Genomic DNA, 18,476 nt, shown 5'->3' on the forward strand with positions numbered 1-18,476 from the left:
ATGCAAGCATCACCACTTGACGCCTTACACGACGTACTGCCCCCGAGTGAAGTTTCTTGGTGGCCCTTATCGCCAGTGGCTTGGGCCGCTCTTATCAGTACACTATTATTGATAGGGTTAATATGCCGACTACTGTACACCGCTCAATGTCATAAACAAGCGAAAAAGCAGGCGATTAACCAAAGTCAATTACATCAAAATGATCCGCAGGCATTGCATATTCTGCTAAAGCGGTTGGCTAAACACTATTATGGTACGTTGGCCACTACGCAATCACAAAATAAATGGGCCTCTATCTTGAGCCAATTATCAGAGCAAACCTTCAATGAGCAGGAGCTTAATAGCCTATATGCTCCAGTACCAAATGAACACCTCGCCAAAAAGCTGAGTGTTGCCATTCGTACATTTAAACTCAAGGAGAAAGTGAATGTTTGAGTTTAGTTGGCCCTGGTTTTTTTTACTATTACCGCTCCCTTGGATAATGGTAAAATTCAAGCCTACACAACAAGCTACCCCACAACGTTTAAGAATGCCAAGTTTTGCTAGCTTGTCTTCATTGGCTCCAAAAATCACTCAGCATCAACGTAAAGTCTCATGGCTAGAAGCACTTATATGGTTACTTTTAGTAGTTGCAGCGGCAAATCCGCAATGGTTAGATGACCCTGTCGCCTTACCCAATGAAGGACGAGATATTATGCTTGCTGTCGACTTATCTGGCTCGATGAATGAACAAGACATGGAATATCAAGGCCGTTACGTAGACAGGCTTTCAGTCGTAAAAGCGGTATTAAGTGATTTTATCAAGCAACGTCAAGGAGATCGATTAGGATTAATTCTATTTGGCGACACAGCCTTCTTACAAACCCCACTTACGAGAGATTTAAGCACAGTAAGCCAAATGCTAACAGAAGCACAAATCGGCTTAGTTGGGCGTGCGACCGCGATTGGTGATGCTTTGGGACTCGCTGTAAAACGATTCAGTCAAAAACAAGACAGCAACCGCATTTTAATACTGCTAACCGATGGGCAAAACACCGCAGGGAATTTGAAACCAGAAGAAGCGCTTATTTTGGCCAGAGAAGAAGGTATCAAAGTGTATACCGTTGGCGTTGGCTCAGATGGCCGTGGTGGATTTAGCCTATTTGGCATGGGTGGCTCTGCGGGAAGTAGCATTGATGAGGCAACCCTCAAGCATATTGCGACAGAAACTGGCGGTAGCTATTTTAGAGCCAAAGATGTCAGTGGATTGCAACAAATTTATCAAGAACTTGACCAACTTGAACCGATTAGTGATGAAGCGCAAACGTTTAGACCGCAAGTCGCTTTATTCTACTGGCCGTTATTGGCTGTCTTAACATTATTAATGCTCTCAATTCTCATCAAAGCCTTACGCGGCTTAAAACAGGAGGCCTAGTATGGAGTTTATATTTATTAGACCTGAATTGCTGTGGTTACTCATTCCATGGGCGTTGCTGACCACCATTGCCTTTGTTAAACGTGCAAAGCATAAACATAGCCCGCTTATTGCACCGCATTTAGCAAGCGTTATGCTCAGTGATAGTACGCAACAACGAAAAACTCATAGCCCCATACTGATCAGTGTATTCATGTTCGCGGCAATTATATGTGTTGCAGGCCCTAGCTTTTCGAAACAACAAGTACCCGTATTTCAAACAAAGCAAGCACGTGTGGTGTTGATGGATATGTCATATTCTATGTATTCAACTGATATAGCACCGAATCGTTTAACCCAAGCGCGTTTTAAAACCCTCGATATGGTTGAGTTATTTAAAGAAGGTGATACTGCACTCGTCGCCTATGCAGGGGATGCTTTTACCGTTTCACCTTTAACAAGCGATGCACAAACACTGAGTAATTTAATTCCTAGCTTAAGTCCTGCGATTATGCCAAGTAAGGGTTCAAATGTCCTTGCTGGGGTTGATAAAGCAATAGAACTACTTCAACAAGCAGGCTATGTACAAGGTGAAATCGTACTAATCACAGACGGCCTAGACCAAGAAGATGTTGATGATATTCATGCTGAATTAAGAAATCATGCATACAGATTACATATTTATGCTGTGGGTACTGAACAAGGTGCCCCAATTGCTTTACCTGAAGGTGGTTTTTTAAAAGACAATTCCGGACAAATCGTCGTACCTAAGCTAAATGTATCTCGATTATCTAATTTGGCACAATCACAACGAGGTCAATTTGCAGCATATAGCCCAGGGGTGCAAGACCTTAGCTTATTCAAGCCACAAAATAGCCATACACAATTGGATGAAACACAGCAAACCGAAATGCTATGGCGAATAGATGCTGGGCAATATGGATTACTCATTTTATTACCTTTGGCATTATTACTTATCAGACAAGCGGGAATAACATTGGCAATTATAATGGTTACGTTACTGCCATATGATACGGTCTACGCGGCAGAGTGGCAATCTTGGTTCAAAAACACTGACCAAAATGCCCTAGCGGCTTATAACCAAGATAACTTTTCTGACGCTAGTTCCGCTGATAACCTTGAATTAAAAGGCGCTGCATTGTACAAGCAAGAGCAATTTGCAGACGCTGCACGTGTATTAGAGCCCACAAAAACTGCGTTTGGGCAGTATAACTATGGCAATGCACTCGCTAAATCAGGAAAGCTTGAAGAAGCAATTACTGCCTATGAGCGTGCACTGAGTTACGACCCACAATTACAGCAAGCACTTGATAACAAAAAACTCGTAGAGCAATTGTTGCAGCAGCAACAAGAACAACAAGATAAATCTGAAGACGAATCTAAAAATAAAGATCAAGATCAGCAATCTCAAGATCAGTCAGGCGAAGGTTCCGATGAGAGTAATTCTGAAGAACAGCAAAGCGCTGACCAAAATGAATCTGATCAACAAGAGCAAAGTAGCGAATCTGAGCAAAATGGCGAACAAAATAACGACCCGCAAATGCAAAGTGACAGCGAGAAACAAGACGCTCAAGATAACTCCGAAGCTGCTCAGCAAGGTGATACAGAGCAACCTGAAGACAATCAAACACCTGAAGAAAATACACAACCTGCCGAGCCTCAACAGGAAAGCCAAGCACCGGAGCAACAAGAAAGCTCTCCAATAGGAGACGTGAGTGCAAAACCACTTACCCCTGAAGAAAAAGAAAAAGCGCAGCAGCTGAGTCAGTTACTGAGAAAAGTGCCTGATGATCCCGCTATTTTATTACGTAACAAAATGCAGTTAGAAGCACAACAGCGTGCTCAGCAGCAGCGCCGTAGAGGAGTTGAAAAATCATGGTAATGCGTTTACTGATCCCCCTATTCCTAATAATGAGTAGCTACAGTGTAGCCGCTTTTGAAAGACTCAGTGCCAGTGTTGATAAGAACCCCGTACTCGTTGGCGAGTATTTCACCCTCACTATCGAAGCGGATGGCAAAGTCTCAGGCAGCCAGCCTGACACCAGTGCGCTAGCACAAAAGTTCGTCGTTAGTCCTATGAGCGTAGGTTCACGTACAAACATTATAAACGGGAGTATGAGCAGTCAAACTACATGGCAAATGCAGTTATTAGCCCGCACAGCAGGCACATTTACCATTCCAAGCTTTACTGTCAATGGGAAAAGCTCTCAGTCCATTAGTCTAAAAGTGATTGCGCGTAGTCAAGATAGCACAGCACAAGAAGACATTTTCATTAAAACTACACTGAGTCCAGAAACCCTATATGTGCAGCAAGCTGGCTTATACACCGTAAAACTTTATATCGGCAAAGACTTATTGGATGGCCAACTAACGGCTCCTGTAATGAACGATGCGCAAATTACCTTAATGGGTAAGCAAAGTGAAGATTACGAAGTGCTTGATGGCCGTCGCTATATGGTGATAACACGAGAATATCTCATTCAACCGCAAAAAAGCGGTGATTACACGTTAGAACCGCCTATGTTCAATGGCCAGATACGCGAAAATTATCGACGTATGGCTGTGTCTGCAGTTGCTAAACCACTCACAATTGAAGTAAAACCTGTTCCTGAAAATTATCAAGGTGCTTGGTTGCCAAGCGAACTTGTCAATTTAAGTGAAGAGTGGCAACCTAGTAGCAATGAAGTAACCGTCGGTACGCCCATAACGAGAACATTAACACTGACCGCTGTTGGCATCACTAAAGAGCAATTGCCCGATATTAGTATGGCGCAAATATCAGGGATTCGTAGTTACCCAGATGAAAGCGATCGAAATCAACTGGCTCGTGATGGAAGGGTTATTTCACAACTCATTACGTCCTTTGCTCTCGTGCCGCAGACTCCAGGCACGTATACGTTACCTGAGATGAAAGTTCCTTGGTTCAATACCGTTATCAAACGTGTTGAATATGCTACTTTGCCTGCTAGAACTATTTCCGTCATTGCTGATGTAAATCAAATCGCGACTCCAACAGTAACAGCCCCTGTACGCTCTACACCGGCTAAAACACAAGATGCAACGTCTACGCTGACTGCTGAGCAAATCGCCCAGCCGAGAAATGCCTACGACTGGCTAATAATGCTCTCTGGTTACATAATATGGCTATTAACGATCATTGTTTGGATCATTCGTAAACCTAAGCAGGTTAAACCGCCTGTTCCAAGTGAAGATAACACCCCAATTCCAACGCTGAAAGCATTGCAAAATGCAGCACAACACAAAGATAATGCGGCTTTTTATCATGCTCTGAGGCACTATGCCAGTGCACAAGCCAACAATATCACCTTAGATGCTTGGATTAATCAGTTAGCAAACCCTGACTTAAATATCGAAATTGCAAAATTACAAGCTTCACTTTATAGTGCGGGTGAACATTCGGTAGATTTATCTGCGCTCTTTCAGATGCTAAATCAAGCCATAAAAAAGAAAACTGCGAAAGCAGACAATCACTTAACTCAGCTATACTGAGTTAAGTGAAAATAATTGAAAAATGTTGCAATAAAATTGACAACTACAAGGTCTTATTAGCATGACCACAAAACAAAAACGTTACGAATCCTTGGTTCAGGTATATCACAGCGAGCTATACCGCTTCGCTTATTGGTTGTGCCATGATCCCACTGTCGCTGAAGACTTAGTACAAGAAACATTTTTACGGGCATGGCGGTCATTAGAATCATTGCAAGATGACAATGCCGCAAAGCCTTGGTTATTAACGATTTTAAGACGCGAGAATGCTCGGCGTTTTGAACGAAAGCAATTTGATTACGCTGATGTAGAAAATGACACCTTAGTGGATAATAGAAGTGTCACACTTGACGAAGAGATGGAACAAACCGTCATACAAAGGCAAATTGGTAAGTTATCTGCTGAATATCGAGAGCCACTGTTATTGCAAGTTGTGATGGGGTGCTCAGGTGAAGAGATAGCTGAAATATTAGAGTTAAACAAAAATACGGTGATGACACGGTTGTACCGAGCTCGTAACCAGCTGAAAGAGGCTTTAACTGAAAATCATGAACTTATTAAAGGGGCGTCAAACTGATGGATGAATTAGAATTTCGTCGTCGACTTTTTGCAGATCCCAATGACACGGAAGTCATTGATCATGCGATTGATAATCCAGAGCAACAAAGCTTGGTAGATGAGTTGCAAGACTTTGATGCACAGTTAAAAAGTGTATTACAAGTAGAAGTACCCGCTGGGCTTGCTGATCGTATATTGGTACAGCAACAAGAAGACCAAGCAAGCAATGTGATCCCACTTGCATGGTATCGAAAATATGACAAACCATTCGCTACGGCTGCAAGTATGGTTTTAGCGGTAGGCATTTACTTTATGAGTGCTACGAGCGCTCCTTTGCAAGCTGGTGAGCACGCACTAGAACATGTTTATTATGAAGTCAATGCGCTAGAGCGTAGTCAAGAAGTGGCTTTGCAAGTTGTGAATGAAAAACTGGCTATGCTGGGTGGTCAATTTGATAGCTTACCAGGCAAGGTAACCTATGCCACTTTCTGTAATTTTAAAGGTCAAAAAAGCCTTCATTTAGTTTTTCAATCTGAACATGGTCCAATGACAGTGTTTATAGTGCCAGCCCAGGGTAATGAATATAACCATAATGACAGCCATTTCAACGATGAAAGATTTGCTGGCATGATAGGCAATGGCCAAAAGGCCGACACCATATTAGTGGCAGACATTGGTACACCTATTGAAGACTATCACAATGAAGTCAGTGGCGCGTTGCGCTGGTTATAAAGGTTTACAAAAAGGCGCTTTGCGCCTTTTCTTTTCGACCTAATTTCATCGCTTTATATTTATCTTCTGGACAAGTTTCTTTAAAATCCTAACGACTTAAGATTTATAGGATTGTTATGAGAAACTTTATAGTATTGTTTTCGCTAATCTCACTATTATTTGCCACGAGCTTTGACGTTGAAGCCCGCAAAAAATTTGGTAGTAAGAAATCAGGTAAAACCCACCAAACCAGTACCACCGCACAAAAAAAGCAAGTGGATACTAAATCTTTGGCTGCAAATAAAACAGCGAAGCCAAAATCAAGTAAAAAAGGCATCATGGCGGGCGTACTTGGTGGTTTACTTGCCGGCGGTTTGATTGCATCAATGCTAGGTGACGACTTCGAAGGCTTTCAGTTTATGGAAATGCTTATGCTTGCTATTGCGGCATTTGTGATTTTCAAGCTCATCAAAAGCTTTATGGCAAAGCGTCAACAGCCACAAATGGCTGGCGCACCGCAATTTAACCAGCAACAAGCGTTTAACCAACCTCAACAGTTTCAAGCACAACAATCAACGTCCGGTGGTTTTGCTCAACAACAGGATGTGCCATTCAATCTACCTCGTGATTTTGATGTAAATGGCTTCTTGCAAGGTGCACGTCAACATTACCATACATTACAAAGCGCATGGAATAGCAAAGACTACACCACAATGGCTGAGTATTTAAGCTCTGAATTAGTAGCTCAGTTCAAGCTAGAGCGCGAACAGCAAGGTGATGTAGCAACAGAAGTGATGTTTATCGATGCCGAAATGGTTCGTGCAGATACACAACCTGACGTATGGGAAATCAGTATCATGTTCAAAGGTAAATACCGTGATTTAGGCGATATGCAAGAAGAGCCAATTCATGAAGTATGGCACTTGGAATGCAAAACGGCAGGAGATGCACCTTGGTTAATCGTCGGTATTGAAGATCACATAGATAGCTAATACATAATTTGAAAAAGGCGCTTATGCGCCTTTTTTACTGCTTTAATTTCTCGGTATTTATGCCGTATTAGTGAGTTCACCTTCACTTATTCTCAACAAAAACCTTCACGCATTGTGCTCATGCAAACCGTATGGTTAATTACTCAACACATCCAATGTTATATCTGAAAACCGGATTTTTTCGACTGCTATGAGTGTATTGGTCCCATCTCGGTTATCTCGCATATCTTCCACCGTTACATAAGTGTTAGCATGGGTAATTTGATATTCGACTGACGATCCTGAAAATATCACCGTGTTCTCAGCTATGTTTCCCGTGATGTGATTGTTGAGTTGATTCACTATTACATTGCTATTGTTGGTGCCAGTGAGCGTCACATCTTTTAGATATTGTGCATGATGGGTATAAGGCAAATTCGCGTTAAACAGTAAGCTGAAGTCTCCGGTAAAACTTTCATCTATTCTGGCGTTATACGTTAAATAAGAAGCGAAAAACTTATTATCCATTAATGTTGCACCCAGTGGGTCTTTTGTCACAATATCTTCGCGTGTCTTAGCAACATATAAATCATGCATTCCAGTTGTAGGAAATTCCATATTTGCTCCCCATAAACCGTAATATACATCCACAACGGCGGCTAAATATTCTTGCGATAAGCTATTCTCTGCGGTTAATTCAGTTATCCAATCCGCAGCTCCCATACCCCAAAGGTTCTGTGACTGCGCATCTATTTGCGCCGAGCGAATTTCGGCTTGAAAGCTCGGTAATGCGCCATTAAATGCCGTATTTTGATCAACACCAATACCATAATCGTGTACCAGATGAAGTATTTCTTCATATGAAGCGTCTCGATGAGCATAATCTTGTGTGATGTACCACTGATGGCCTTCTACCTGCATCTCACCAAAATAAAGTGGTTGCCCATCAAGTTCTGCCGCTTTATTTGTGCCGTCATCAACCCCATTTAATAGCAATAATACTGCCCCATTTTCAGACATTTTATTCGCCACTGCCGTTTTATCTGAGCCATACTCTGAATCAGGCAGCGGTGCTAAAAAGTGCTCTAAAATAGAACGTGCTCGTACTATTTGATTATCCGTGATCTGATCTTGAGCAACAATATGAATTGCTTTGCTATTGGGCGTTGATACCTGAGTATAACGATTAAATTTCAGCGTTTTAGTGTAAGTACTTGCAAGCGAGCTCGGGATCTCACTGATCCCAAGTGCCAATGTTTGTATTGAAAGGCCTGCGGTATTGCCCGCTTGGTTTATCGGTGGCGTTGGTTCAATCGAGACCACAGTCCCTTTAGGCGTTGATTTGGAATTGCAACCGAATAACAGTGACGCAGCAAATGGTATTAAAAAGCAATTTAGATAGGTTATCTTCATGGGTATTCCTCTTGATTAATACTTAACCCCAGCTCTGGATAAGCGAATTTGCCCAATACAGCTATTTTTCTCACTCTCGGCGTTGCTTTCATTTATAATAGCCCGCTATTACTGCATAAAAGCGCCTTGATATTGAACAAAATATCATCATTGGATTGTACGTAAGTTTGTTTTCAAAACATTTCCTATTCCAAAACCCTTATCCAAACCTGAGGTTACTTAGCAAAAATCATATAAGAAAAGAGGCCATGAATGCGTAAGCCTATGTAAGCCATAAATTGCTTTGTAAGCGCTTGTAAGAAGCATCGAAACTTTTGCTAAAATCAGTACACTATAATGCACGATTTGTCACAATATACGGAGGCGCAGTGCACATACTCATAATTGAAGATGACCATGAAATTGCTCGATTAACCGAGATGTATTTGCAAAGTGATGGCTACCAAACCACCGTGGTTGCGGATGGCAACACAGCCATAACCACCATTCGTCATTTATCTCCCGACCTAATTTTGCTTGATTTAATGTTACCAAGTGTCGATGGATTTGAGGTGTGTAAACAGGCTCGGGCATTTTATACTGGGCCGATAATCGTATTAACCGCCCGAGAAGATGATATTAGTGAAGTCAGCTTATTAAAATGCGGCGCAGATGATTACCTAAGAAAACCAGTAAAACCACATATCATGTCCGCCAGAATAGAAGCGCTACTAAGAAGAACATACGTTGACGTCATAGAGACCGACAATGAGCCATCTCATACGCTTGAAATCAATTATGATACATTCTCAGTAACATTAAACAACACATTAGTTAATTTAACGACCTCTGAGTTTGATTTGCTCGCACTGCTGCACAAAAATGCAGGCCAGACAGTATCACGAGAGGATTGTATTCACGCACTCAGAGGCATTCATTATGAGATCTCAGATCGCTCCATAGACATGCGTATCTCTGGACTTAGAAAAAAGCTCAATGATGACCAACAACCGTATAAACGGATCAAAACAATTCGAAATAAAGGGTATCTACTCATCAATGAATAAGCTGATCATGCCGTTTTTTACCCGCTTATATGGCTTATTATTTTTGGCTATTTTTTGCAGTGTTTTCGTGACGATTTTTATTTTAGATAAGTGGAATGAACGGGATGCAATAGCTGACTTTGTAACAGATACTTTATTTGTAAAGCATGTATTGGAAAACCAAAGGGAAATGACCAAAACACCTGCGGATATTTTCTATCGCGGTATTGATAACTCACTGTATCCTTTTGATTTTATATGGTTAGGTTCTGACAATATCAGTCTATCGTGTCCACATTGCACTTTTATAGCACGCTATAACAACGCCGATGTATATCAATTAAAAGACGAAGCTTTATTATCTATTCATTCAGTCGAGGACAGCTCAGATAAACTCATTATCAAAGACAAACAACAAGAATTTTCGCTTCAAGAATACGCTCTGCCTACTTCCTCTTTCGATATAGAAGTATATGCCCCTTTTATTGTCTTGATTGTTATTGTCGTAGTGATCGGAGTTGTTTTATACCTGCCGATAAGAAAGCTTCAAAAAGAAATCAATCACTTAAACCAAATGAACTACCAATTTGGTAAAGGCGATTTAGCCGCTCGGGTTAAGCCCCTTTCAGAGCCTTTAACTGTTCTCGCAACAAGTTTCAATAGTATGGCGACTGCATTATCTAATAAAATGAATGAAAGCCAAATTTTTGCACAAGCCGTTCCACATGAGCTCAGAACACCGCTTAGTAGAATACAATTGGCCTCTGGTATCCTCAGAAAACACAGTCGCACCTCTGAACAACTTGCCTTAATTGACAATATTGATCAATATATCTGCGACATTGATGAGCTCTGTACACAAGTAATTCAATTCTCCAAACTCAACATGCAGGTAAAAGAAGGCGGTAACAAAACGTTTAATTTAAACCGCTTTATCGCATATCGAGTCGAACAGCTTACACTGCGCTCAGTGATAAGTATTAACACCCTTTGTTGCAAAAATATCACCGTTTACTGTAATTCAACGCACTTGCGGTTAATTATTGATAACCTGCTAAAAAATGCGGCGCAACATGCTAAGCAACAAGTTGATATAACAGTTATAAGTACAAAAGGTGTGCTCAAAATAACGATTGAAGATGATGGCAAAGGCATATCAAAGCATGACCACGACACTATTTTTGTTCCCTATGCTCGATTAGACAGCAGTCGTACTAGAAAAACCGGGGGACTCGGCATGGGGTTAGCTATTGTAAAAGGTGCTGTTAATCAATTGGGTGGAGAAGTTAATGTAGCCAGATCTTCCTCTGGTGGCGCCATGTTTATAATTAAACTCCCTATTTTGTAAAAAACACCCTTCCTATAAAACCATAGAGAGATGAATAAATAGCCGTTCATATTCATCTGTGTGCTAGACAGGCACTTCTAATACACGACAATTCATATGAAACATGGCGCTAAATTTATAGCGCCATGCCGTAAGACTCCAAGCCTATCTGATTCACTTACTGATAAATACTAAAGCAACATCAATTTAGGCTGAAACTCATTTAAGTACAAAAACATTACTGGTATTATTGAGATCCAATACACCAATACAGTTATTACCTTCATCTGCAACCATCATGCGATCACCCGCAGACCAAAATGTTTCTGTATAGATTTCACCTTGCGCTAGTGTTGCATAAGTCGTTGTCAATAACGGCTCTCCTGTGTTGTTGTTGATCCAATATAGTTTAACTGCTGAAGTCATGGTGTTCACAACTTGTAAGTCAGGCGCTGCGTCTGACGTTCTTGAATAAGGTACTGCTAAATCGCAGCTCCCCATCTCGGCTGTTGCATCTGGGATCACCGGTGGAGGCGCAACATCTAAAGCATTTTTAACCATCTCTTGTGTTACTTCAAATGCATTATTCTCTTCATTCAATAGTGCGACACCTAAACAGTTGTCGGCACCATCGGTAAGCATGATCCTATGGCCCACGTCCCAATCATCCGCGGTATAACTTTCGCCTTTAGCTAAAGTGGCATAAGAGTCACCCGACTTCTCACCTGTTTTTCTATTTAACCAATACACTTTCACCAACTTTTCAGTTGGGTTAGTGATCGTTAAATCTTGCGCTGTTTTGTCAGAATCATAGTAGGTTTCTGCTAAGCTACAGGTACCAATAGTCCCTTTTTCTGGCCAATGTGGTAAGTAAGGTTCTGTGGCTGAAACAAGTGGGATTGGCTCTGGAGTCGTAACACTACACTCATCACCTGCACATGCTGTGAAATTAAGGTCGATAATATCTGACCCTATAAAGTCTGAAGAAATTGCAATGTAATACTTGCCTGATTCAGGCGTAGCCAGTACACACTTTTCCTCATTTGTGTTGTCTGTAACTGACTTACAAGTAAATTCAGTATCGATAGAAGGATGAACTTCAACGCCTTTCTTAACCCAAAAATCAACATTCCCCGAGCCGCCTGAGGTAGCAAATGTTACAGAAGGTAAGCCAGCTGGTACATCCACAGAAAATAACCAACCACCACGACCATTAATCTGTTGGTAATCGCCAAGTGCAACAACTTCGACACTTGCTTTATATTGCTCGGTCAGTGTCATCTTTAACCAGTTTTCGAACGCTGGTTGATTATCAGCAGCAATACTTGCCATTAGGGTGTCAAACTCTTCCCACTGCCCAGCACGCATATGAACAAGCATTTGAGACACAAGGTCAGAACGTTGCTCAATTAAAAAAGCAACCGCAAGCTGTCCCCAAGTGTATATATTTGCATCACCAGCGAAGATTTCAGCTAACGTATAAGACTCCTCACTATTCGCAGTTGAGACACGTGAATAGTACCTATTATAGAAAGTACTCAAATATTCAGCGAGGCCTTCACTCCACCAACCTAAACTGCCTTTATAGCCGCCTTCTTTGTTGTATCGCCCATCTAATGCGTGAATATATTCGTGCGCAAATGATCGAAGTACCGATCGTCCGCCACTCCACTCAAGAGCATCAAAAGTCCAAATATCAGAACTATGCCACCACTGTGATGGGGATGTTTCAAAATAAATGCCGCTGGTATTGCTAGTGTTTCTCAAATGCTCAGCCCAAGCAGCATGATTTGATAAGCTTTCGAAAATATGAATATTGGTGATTTCATTCAGGTCATTTTCAACCGCCTGTTGAAATTCTGGAGTAATACCTGAATGCAATACTTCATCGAACACTCTCTTGGTACGTTTAACAATATCACATGCATCATTGAGTTCTGCTTCAGTCATAGATTGTGCGCGGATCCGTACAGGTTCATCACACATTACATTGCCGCTGAACAGCTCTGTTGTTGCAAACATGGAAGCATCAACGGCGTCCCCACCTTCATACGCATCAATGAATATGTGGTATCTACCCGCTTTTGGCTTGTCAATAATACACCCTTCATTTTCGTCAGTACCAAAATATGAAACGCAGTCAAACACACCTTCTGCACCTGCACTTGCTTCTTCTTCATATTTCACATACAAATCAGGATCACCTAAACCGTTATTAGCAGTGCCCGAAAATAAACTCACCACTAACGTTTCACTATCTTCAGGCACGTCTACATAATACGATCGACCTTGTCCTTCTGTAGTACTAATATTTAGTTTCACCACATCCAGTTTCAGTGCAGGCTCATCCGCGCTAGAGAAATCGACTTCTGGTGTAGTTGGGGGATCTTCTACCGGAGGATCTTCCACAGGAGGATCTTCTACCGGAGGATCTTCCACAGGAGGATCTACTACGGGTGTTTCTGCTACTGGGACTATGGGCGTTTCTGTTGATGAACTACTCCCACCACAGCCGGATAGTGCAAGCAGCACTGCGCTTGATAAGGTCAATGTTCTAAAAAGCATTTGGTTTTCCTTCTAATTGTTATTTTAATACTCAATATCTTCGATAGCTCAGATGGGCTGATGTTTCGGTCTAAGAGAGGCTAAATCGTCACTTGATATTAAAAGCCTAGTGGGACTCGGTAAAAATCAAGTAACAACACCTCACCTCTCTAGCATGAACACTTTAAACTGAGCGTGTTTTATATTTATGCTTTATTTGATTACACACATCATTTACTTCCATTAATTGCCATTAAATACAATGCATTACATAAAATTTAAAAGCTGTAATACAGGCGTAAATTAACAAATATAAGCCCAGTCTTTTTAATAAACACGATGTCAATTATTCTGGGCCATGCAGATGTTCCCTAGCCAAAGCCGTGACTCGTTTTAAACACAACGTTCGTATTTGTAACACAAACAAAGGTATAATGTAAATTGTATACAATATAATTAATGATGGAAATGTAAAATCCCCTTGAGCATGAGACCTGCAAATAGGAATTCTGATAACCTTTACAGCGCTACGTCATACCTGAAGATCGATACGTATATATAGCTTTTGCAAGTTTTATTCTCATCCCAGACATCTCTAAAATGAAGTTGAATTTAAACGAGAGTCAATATGAATAAAATAAGCAACGTATGTGCTATCACAGCCCTGCTCAGCATATCTGGTTTCGCAAGTGCAGAACCGACATAGCATACATCTGCAATCAACAAAGTTTACCCTCAGTCTAATGGAGATGTTGTACTTACTTTCACACAAGATCATGCTAAATGCACAAATGCTTCTATACCCAAATACTACTATTTATCTGCCAACAAAAATGGCGTAACAGCTGCTGGCTTACAGAATGTTTACAGTGCGGCCTTGACTGCTGCCACAACAAATAAAGAAGTGACGATTAACTTTGACTCGAGTACGCCAGGTTGCAATATCAATCGACTACTCGTCGTTTTTAGATAAAAATAAGGAGCTAAACGTTAGCTCCTCTTTCCTATTGAAGGAAAATATCCTCCCAATACCATCCGCTGAGTTACTAAAGTGATTTTAACTTTTTTATTCTGTTCGTTAGCTGTTTTTTCAACTCGCCGTCTACAACATAATTCGCTAAGTCCTGATACAAACGCTTCGCTTTGAGTTTTAGACCTTTTGCCTCTAAAATATTTGCTCGCCTAAATTTCGTCCACTCTTTTGTTGGCATTTTATTAGAAATTACCGCTTCATTTAGATACCGTTTCAATGCTTTTTCTCCCTCATCTAAATAGCGTTCACTGAGTACACTTGTTCGACCAATTTGAAATAATGCTCTGTATTTCGCTCTAGATTGTTCGGGTGTGCTAGTATCTAATTCTGTCGCCTTGCGAAAGCGTACTAACGCGTCAGCATAACGTCCTTGGGTTTGATGGTATATTCCCAGTTGATAATGAAACTGTGGTTCATCACCAAAATCTCGCATACCTAATTTTGATATTTGACTGAGCTTTTCTTCATCTCCCATTTTACCATACACCTGAATTAATGCCGTTGCGCCCAGCAAAGGACTCACTTTTTTCAGTGCGTGGGCATGTTTTAACCCTACCTTTAAATCTCCCCCTAATATGGTCGGCACATGCATATGATATTGGGTCAACGACTCTCGATATTCTACATTATTAGGAGAAAATTCTACCGCCAGTGTTAATCCTTATTTAACCTTTTCAAGGTAACCCATTATACTGAAAACACTCGCGGCGTCCGCTTGCTTAGCAGCAATATCGGCAAACACAAAATGAGCATGTGCGTTTTTGTCATCTAATTATATCGCTTTTATAATATAATTTTCAGCATCATCAAGTTGATGGCGTTCGAAGGCAATACGCGCTAAATAAGTGAACTTAATAGAACTGAGCTCGTCATTCTGTAACAACAGTTTTTGAGCTCGTGAAAGCTCATTATTTTCAAAAGCCTCAATTGCATTTTCTACACTCGCATCAGACCCCCTGCTCAAAACACTACATAAACACATAAACAATACGATTACTTTTTGAATATTCATTTTTAAACCTCTATGACGGATCGTTATTATTCAGAAATCATTCTGCTTTGCATGTTTTCGGCCAATGCCATGCATATAGTACAACTGAAACCGATATAGCCACTTCAACTGCTGTTAAGAATAAGTAAAACCACCAGGTTTCAGTCAAGTTTGTTACAACCAGCATGAGTATAAAGAACATAGAAACGATGATATTCACCCTGCGATTTATTGTTGGTTTAAGTACCAATGTAAAAAACACCATCACACTTGGGACTACCATAAGTACTGCCACAGCAAGAAATTGGAGTTGAGTTTCAATACTGCTATTTACCTCCATTGCTTTAGCCATAATTCCTGGCACATATATCTGTATATAATCACCATATACATAGCAAAACATGACCGCTATCCAAAGTGCTGAAATCTTCAACTTTACATTTATTTTAAAATCTTCAAATTTTGACTCTGTGCTATTCATTTCACTCATTGGTCACTCCATTTTATCGTTAAAACACACACTTTATGAGTAAAGGTAAAGCGGTTCTTATATTTAAACTTGACAACCGCATTACTGAATTACTGTTTCTTTGCCTCAAAGTTGGTATCTACACCTACAATCATGGCTTTCGAAAAGCATATATTTTGCCGACGCGTATGTCGTCCAAGACTACAAGGTAAGACATATTGAAACTTAAAAGCATATAAAACAAAAGTTTAAAAACCACGTAAACGTGATACTAAATAACTTCGGGTTGAGACAGTGCAGTACTGAATGAAGAGTTAGATTAGATTGAAACGATGTGTGCTATCCATAGTGACTGATAAATCACTTTGCTCTGGTAACGAAGCCATTCCCCACCTAGTAAGCCTTTCAAAATACTGTATAAATTGAGAAACCTCTTGTTCAGTCATGCCTTTTCCAGATTTACATTTTAATTGCTGTTCTTGTTGCTGCCGCCACTGGTAAACACGCTCAAACGTTTGAACATTCAAGTACACTAATTTATCAATTAAAGAAAACAAGGTCTGATAGTCCGCCGCTAAACATTGATTTACGTAACGCCGATACTTACCCTGCGTATCTTGCAGCGCCTCTAATGTATTACAAGGGTGACATAACCGTTCCAAGGGCTCTGATTTTAATCCCACACACCAACCTTCAAAGATCAGAATATCTGGCGGCACTTCTATCGTTTGCCAATACTTCGGAAGAAATGGTCTATCTTGTGATTTATCGAATCTTGGTAAAGTAAATGCCTGTTGAGCTTTAAACAACCGAACAGTTTCGATGGCAAATTTTATTGCATGGGTTCCCGGCACTCCTCTCGTTGCCAGCAGCGGGTGATGTTGCTTAGCAAGTATGCTCCGCTCTTCAGGAGATAAATAAAAATCATCCAAAGAGACAACTGCAATACTTAATCCTTGTGCCTCTAATGCGCGAGCTAAATAGTTTGCCAAAGTTGATTTTCCACTGCCTTGTGCGCCGTTAATACCAAGACAAAACGGTAAACGGTTAGATTGGACTTGCGCATGAGTATACGCCGCGTTGAACCATGACAGTATCGGCTCAGCATCTTGGATATAATGTGCTGGCAACCCCTGCTTTTTCAAAAATGCGTACTGCCACTTTTTCATTGTTAACCCATGCTGGTAATTATTTACAGTACTTTGAGTTTACCAACATAATTAATATATGCAGCCCCACACAAATCAACGCCTCCAATGACTTACATATACATAACAACATATGTCACAAATACCATCGATTAAATTGATTAAAACAAGCTATTTATATCATTTATAAGATACTAATAGACTCTCTATACTGCATTGTGTGGACAGCCCATAGCTTACTTAATTTTGTCATGGCAGCCACTGAACATAGACCGTTAGGTCTAATTAATACTTGATCACTATTGCGGAGGCATTATGAAAACGACTCTTACTACAGCGGCTGGCGCCCCAATTTCAGACGATAACAACAGTATTTCTGCAGGTGAGCAAGGCGCGCTTACTTTTGATAATTTCAGGCTTTTTGAAAAGCTAGCACACTTTAACCGTGAAAGACTGCCTGAAAGAGTGGTGCACGCAAGAGGCACTGGGGCATATGGGACATTTACTTTAAACACATCGTTGAAACACTATAGTATCGCAAGCTTCTTACAAAAAGCAGAGCAAAAAACTGACGTATTCGTCCGTTTCTCAACTGTCGGGGGCGGCCAAGATTCAAGTGATTATGCACGGGACCCACGTGGGTTTGCAGTGAAATTTTATACCGAACAGGGCAATTTTGACCTGGTTGGTAACAATACACCGGTGTTCTTTATTAATGATCCGATAAAGTTTCCAGACTTTGTCCATTCTCAAAAGAAAAACCCAAAAACTAACTTACCCGATCCGGCTGCTATGTTTGAGTTCTGGGCAAATCATCCTCAATCATTACATCAAATGACCATCTTAATGTCAGACCGAGGCATTCCATTAAGCTACCGACATATGCACGGCTTTGGTTCACACACCTTAAGCTTTTGGAATCAAGATGGTGAACGGTTTTGGGTAAAATGGCACTTAAAAACCCAACAAGGTATCGAAACGGTATCTAGTGATGATGCTCATAAATACCCATCATTTGGCGCACAGCAAGACTTAGTGGCTGCCATTGAGCAAGGTAATTTTCCCCGTTGGAAAGTCAAGTTACAGGTTATCACGGAAGCACAAGCAAAGGAGCTGAGTGTCAATCCATTTGATTTAACCAAAGTCTGGCCTCACAATGAAGTGCCACTGCTTGATGTTGGTACACTTGAACTCAATCGCAATGTTGATAATTACTTTGCTGAAACTGAGCAAGCGACATTTGCTCCAAGTAATTTGGTGCCTGGTATCGGTGCATCACCAGATAAAATGCTACAAGCAAGGTTAATTGCATACCAAGATGCGCATCGATACCGTGTTGGTGTAAACGCAAATCAAATCCCT

General features: G+C 40.9%; 16 protein-coding genes. 10 read left to right on the plus strand and 6 right to left on the minus strand.

What is annotated here, in order from left to right:
• The 7 genes from J8L97_RS16515 to J8L97_RS16545 all read left to right on the plus strand — a co-directional run bounded on the left by J8L97_RS16515 (nucleotide 1) and on the right by J8L97_RS16545 (nucleotide 7,185).
• Nucleotides 1-435, plus strand: coding sequence for a DUF4381 domain-containing protein (locus J8L97_RS16515; RefSeq protein ID WP_211051358.1), 435 nt, complete (start codon nucleotides 1-3; stop codon nucleotides 433-435).
• Nucleotides 428-1,414 (plus strand): VWA domain-containing protein, encoded by a 987-nt coding sequence (locus J8L97_RS16520; protein ID WP_211051361.1) that lies wholly within the window; start codon nucleotides 428-430, stop codon nucleotides 1,412-1,414. Before J8L97_RS16515 ends, J8L97_RS16520 begins: the two co-directional genes overlap by 8 nt.
• 1 nt (nucleotide 1,415) lies before the next feature.
• Nucleotides 1,416-3,296: a VWA domain-containing protein gene (locus J8L97_RS16525; RefSeq protein ID WP_211051366.1), complete on the plus strand. Its 1,881-nt coding sequence runs from the start codon at nucleotides 1,416-1,418 to the stop codon at nucleotides 3,294-3,296.
• Entirely contained in the window at nucleotides 3,290-4,924 is a 1,635-nt protein-coding gene (locus tag J8L97_RS16530) for a BatD family protein (protein ID WP_211051369.1), read from the plus strand. The genes J8L97_RS16525 and J8L97_RS16530 overlap by 7 nt, the downstream gene beginning before the upstream one ends.
• 61 nt (nucleotides 4,925-4,985) lie before the next feature.
• Nucleotides 4,986-5,501: a sigma-70 family RNA polymerase sigma factor gene (locus J8L97_RS16535; protein WP_211051372.1), complete on the plus strand. Its 516-nt coding sequence runs from the start codon at nucleotides 4,986-4,988 to the stop codon at nucleotides 5,499-5,501.
• The gene (locus J8L97_RS16540) at nucleotides 5,501-6,214 is read left to right on the plus strand and encodes a DUF3379 family protein (protein WP_211051376.1); all 714 of its coding nucleotides are present in this window, start codon (nucleotides 5,501-5,503) and stop codon (nucleotides 6,212-6,214) included. Before J8L97_RS16535 ends, J8L97_RS16540 begins: the two co-directional genes overlap by 1 nt.
• 116 nt (nucleotides 6,215-6,330) lie before the next feature.
• Nucleotides 6,331-7,185, plus strand: a complete 855-nt coding sequence (locus tag J8L97_RS16545; RefSeq protein WP_211051378.1) for a Tim44 domain-containing protein — start codon at nucleotides 6,331-6,333, stop codon at nucleotides 7,183-7,185.
• Nucleotides 7,186-7,320: 135 nt separating this feature from the next.
• On the opposite strand, the gene J8L97_RS16550 is transcribed toward J8L97_RS16545, so the two are convergent.
• On the minus strand, nucleotides 7,321-8,577 hold the full coding sequence (locus J8L97_RS16550; RefSeq protein ID WP_211051381.1) for a hypothetical protein: 1,257 nt from the start codon (nucleotides 8,575-8,577) through the stop codon (nucleotides 7,321-7,323).
• 368 nt (nucleotides 8,578-8,945) lie between these two features.
• On the opposite strand from J8L97_RS16550, the gene J8L97_RS16555 reads away from it, so the two are divergent.
• Both J8L97_RS16555 and J8L97_RS16560 read left to right on the plus strand, forming a co-directional pair.
• Nucleotides 8,946-9,623, plus strand: coding sequence for a response regulator transcription factor (locus J8L97_RS16555; protein WP_312037178.1), 678 nt, complete (start codon nucleotides 8,946-8,948; stop codon nucleotides 9,621-9,623).
• A complete protein-coding gene (locus tag J8L97_RS16560) occupies nucleotides 9,616-10,950 on the plus strand; it encodes a HAMP domain-containing sensor histidine kinase (RefSeq protein WP_211051384.1) in 1,335 nt (444 codons plus the stop codon). The genes J8L97_RS16555 and J8L97_RS16560 overlap by 8 nt, the downstream gene beginning before the upstream one ends.
• A 198-nt stretch (nucleotides 10,951-11,148) precedes the next feature.
• Here J8L97_RS16560 and J8L97_RS16565 read toward each other — a convergent pair whose 3' ends face one another.
• The 5 genes from J8L97_RS16565 to J8L97_RS16585 all read right to left on the minus strand — a co-directional run bounded on the left by J8L97_RS16565 (nucleotide 11,149) and on the right by J8L97_RS16585 (nucleotide 17,135).
• Complete coding sequence (locus J8L97_RS16565; protein WP_211051402.1) at nucleotides 11,149-13,494, minus strand: collagenase; 2,346 nt, start codon at nucleotides 13,492-13,494, stop codon at nucleotides 11,149-11,151.
• A gap of 1,025 nt (nucleotides 13,495-14,519) precedes the next feature.
• Nucleotides 14,520-15,113 (minus strand): M48 family metallopeptidase, encoded by a 594-nt coding sequence (locus J8L97_RS16570; RefSeq protein ID WP_211051405.1) that lies wholly within the window; start codon nucleotides 15,111-15,113, stop codon nucleotides 14,520-14,522.
• 165 nt (nucleotides 15,114-15,278) lie between these two features.
• Nucleotides 15,279-15,518, minus strand: coding sequence for a hypothetical protein (locus J8L97_RS16575; protein ID WP_211051408.1), 240 nt, complete (start codon nucleotides 15,516-15,518; stop codon nucleotides 15,279-15,281).
• 37 nt (nucleotides 15,519-15,555) lie between these two features.
• Nucleotides 15,556-15,987, minus strand: coding sequence for a DUF6326 family protein (locus J8L97_RS16580; protein ID WP_211051410.1), 432 nt, complete (start codon nucleotides 15,985-15,987; stop codon nucleotides 15,556-15,558).
• A 293-nt stretch (nucleotides 15,988-16,280) separates the two neighbouring features.
• Nucleotides 16,281-17,135 (minus strand): kinase, encoded by an 855-nt coding sequence (locus J8L97_RS16585; protein ID WP_211051413.1) that lies wholly within the window; start codon nucleotides 17,133-17,135, stop codon nucleotides 16,281-16,283.
• 294 nt (nucleotides 17,136-17,429) lie between these two features.
• Between J8L97_RS16585 and J8L97_RS16590 the strand changes: the two genes are divergently transcribed.
• Nucleotides 17,430-18,476, plus strand: a 1,047-nt coding sequence (locus J8L97_RS16590) for a catalase (protein ID WP_211051419.1), incomplete at its 3' end; no start/stop codon positions are given.

It is taken from the genome of Pseudoalteromonas sp. MMG012 (assembly GCF_018100875.1).
Classification (GTDB): Bacteria; Pseudomonadota; Gammaproteobacteria; order Enterobacterales; family Alteromonadaceae; genus Pseudoalteromonas; species Pseudoalteromonas aurantia.

What these genes read in the sequence shown, in the direction of transcription:
- J8L97_RS16530 (WP_211051369.1), top strand. Translation starts at nt 3,290, where the DNA reads ATGGTAATGCGTTTACTGATCCCCCTATTCCTAATAATGAGTAGCTAC.
- J8L97_RS16580 (WP_211051410.1), bottom strand. Translation starts at nt 15,987, where the DNA reads ATGAGTGAAATGAATAGCACAGAGTCAAAATTTGAAGATTTTAAAATA.
- J8L97_RS16550 (WP_211051381.1), bottom strand. Translation starts at nt 8,577, where the DNA reads ATGAAGATAACCTATCTAAATTGCTTTTTAATACCATTTGCTGCGTCA.
- J8L97_RS16545 (WP_211051378.1), top strand. Translation starts at nt 6,331, where the DNA reads ATGAGAAACTTTATAGTATTGTTTTCGCTAATCTCACTATTATTTGCC.
- J8L97_RS16520 (WP_211051361.1), top strand. Translation starts at nt 428, where the DNA reads ATGTTTGAGTTTAGTTGGCCCTGGTTTTTTTTACTATTACCGCTCCCT.
- J8L97_RS16560 (WP_211051384.1), top strand. Translation starts at nt 9,616, where the DNA reads ATGAATAAGCTGATCATGCCGTTTTTTACCCGCTTATATGGCTTATTA.
- J8L97_RS16525 (WP_211051366.1), top strand. Translation starts at nt 1,416, where the DNA reads ATGGAGTTTATATTTATTAGACCTGAATTGCTGTGGTTACTCATTCCA.
- J8L97_RS16585 (WP_211051413.1), bottom strand. Translation starts at nt 17,135, where the DNA reads ATGAAAAAGTGGCAGTACGCATTTTTGAAAAAGCAGGGGTTGCCAGCA.
- J8L97_RS16575 (WP_211051408.1), bottom strand. Translation starts at nt 15,518, where the DNA reads ATGAATATTCAAAAAGTAATCGTATTGTTTATGTGTTTATGTAGTGTT.
- J8L97_RS16565 (WP_211051402.1), bottom strand. Translation starts at nt 13,494, where the DNA reads ATGCTTTTTAGAACATTGACCTTATCAAGCGCAGTGCTGCTTGCACTA.
- J8L97_RS16540 (WP_211051376.1), top strand. Translation starts at nt 5,501, where the DNA reads ATGGATGAATTAGAATTTCGTCGTCGACTTTTTGCAGATCCCAATGAC.
- J8L97_RS16515 (WP_211051358.1), top strand. Translation starts at nt 1, where the DNA reads ATGCAAGCATCACCACTTGACGCCTTACACGACGTACTGCCCCCGAGT.
- J8L97_RS16535 (WP_211051372.1), top strand. Translation starts at nt 4,986, where the DNA reads ATGACCACAAAACAAAAACGTTACGAATCCTTGGTTCAGGTATATCAC.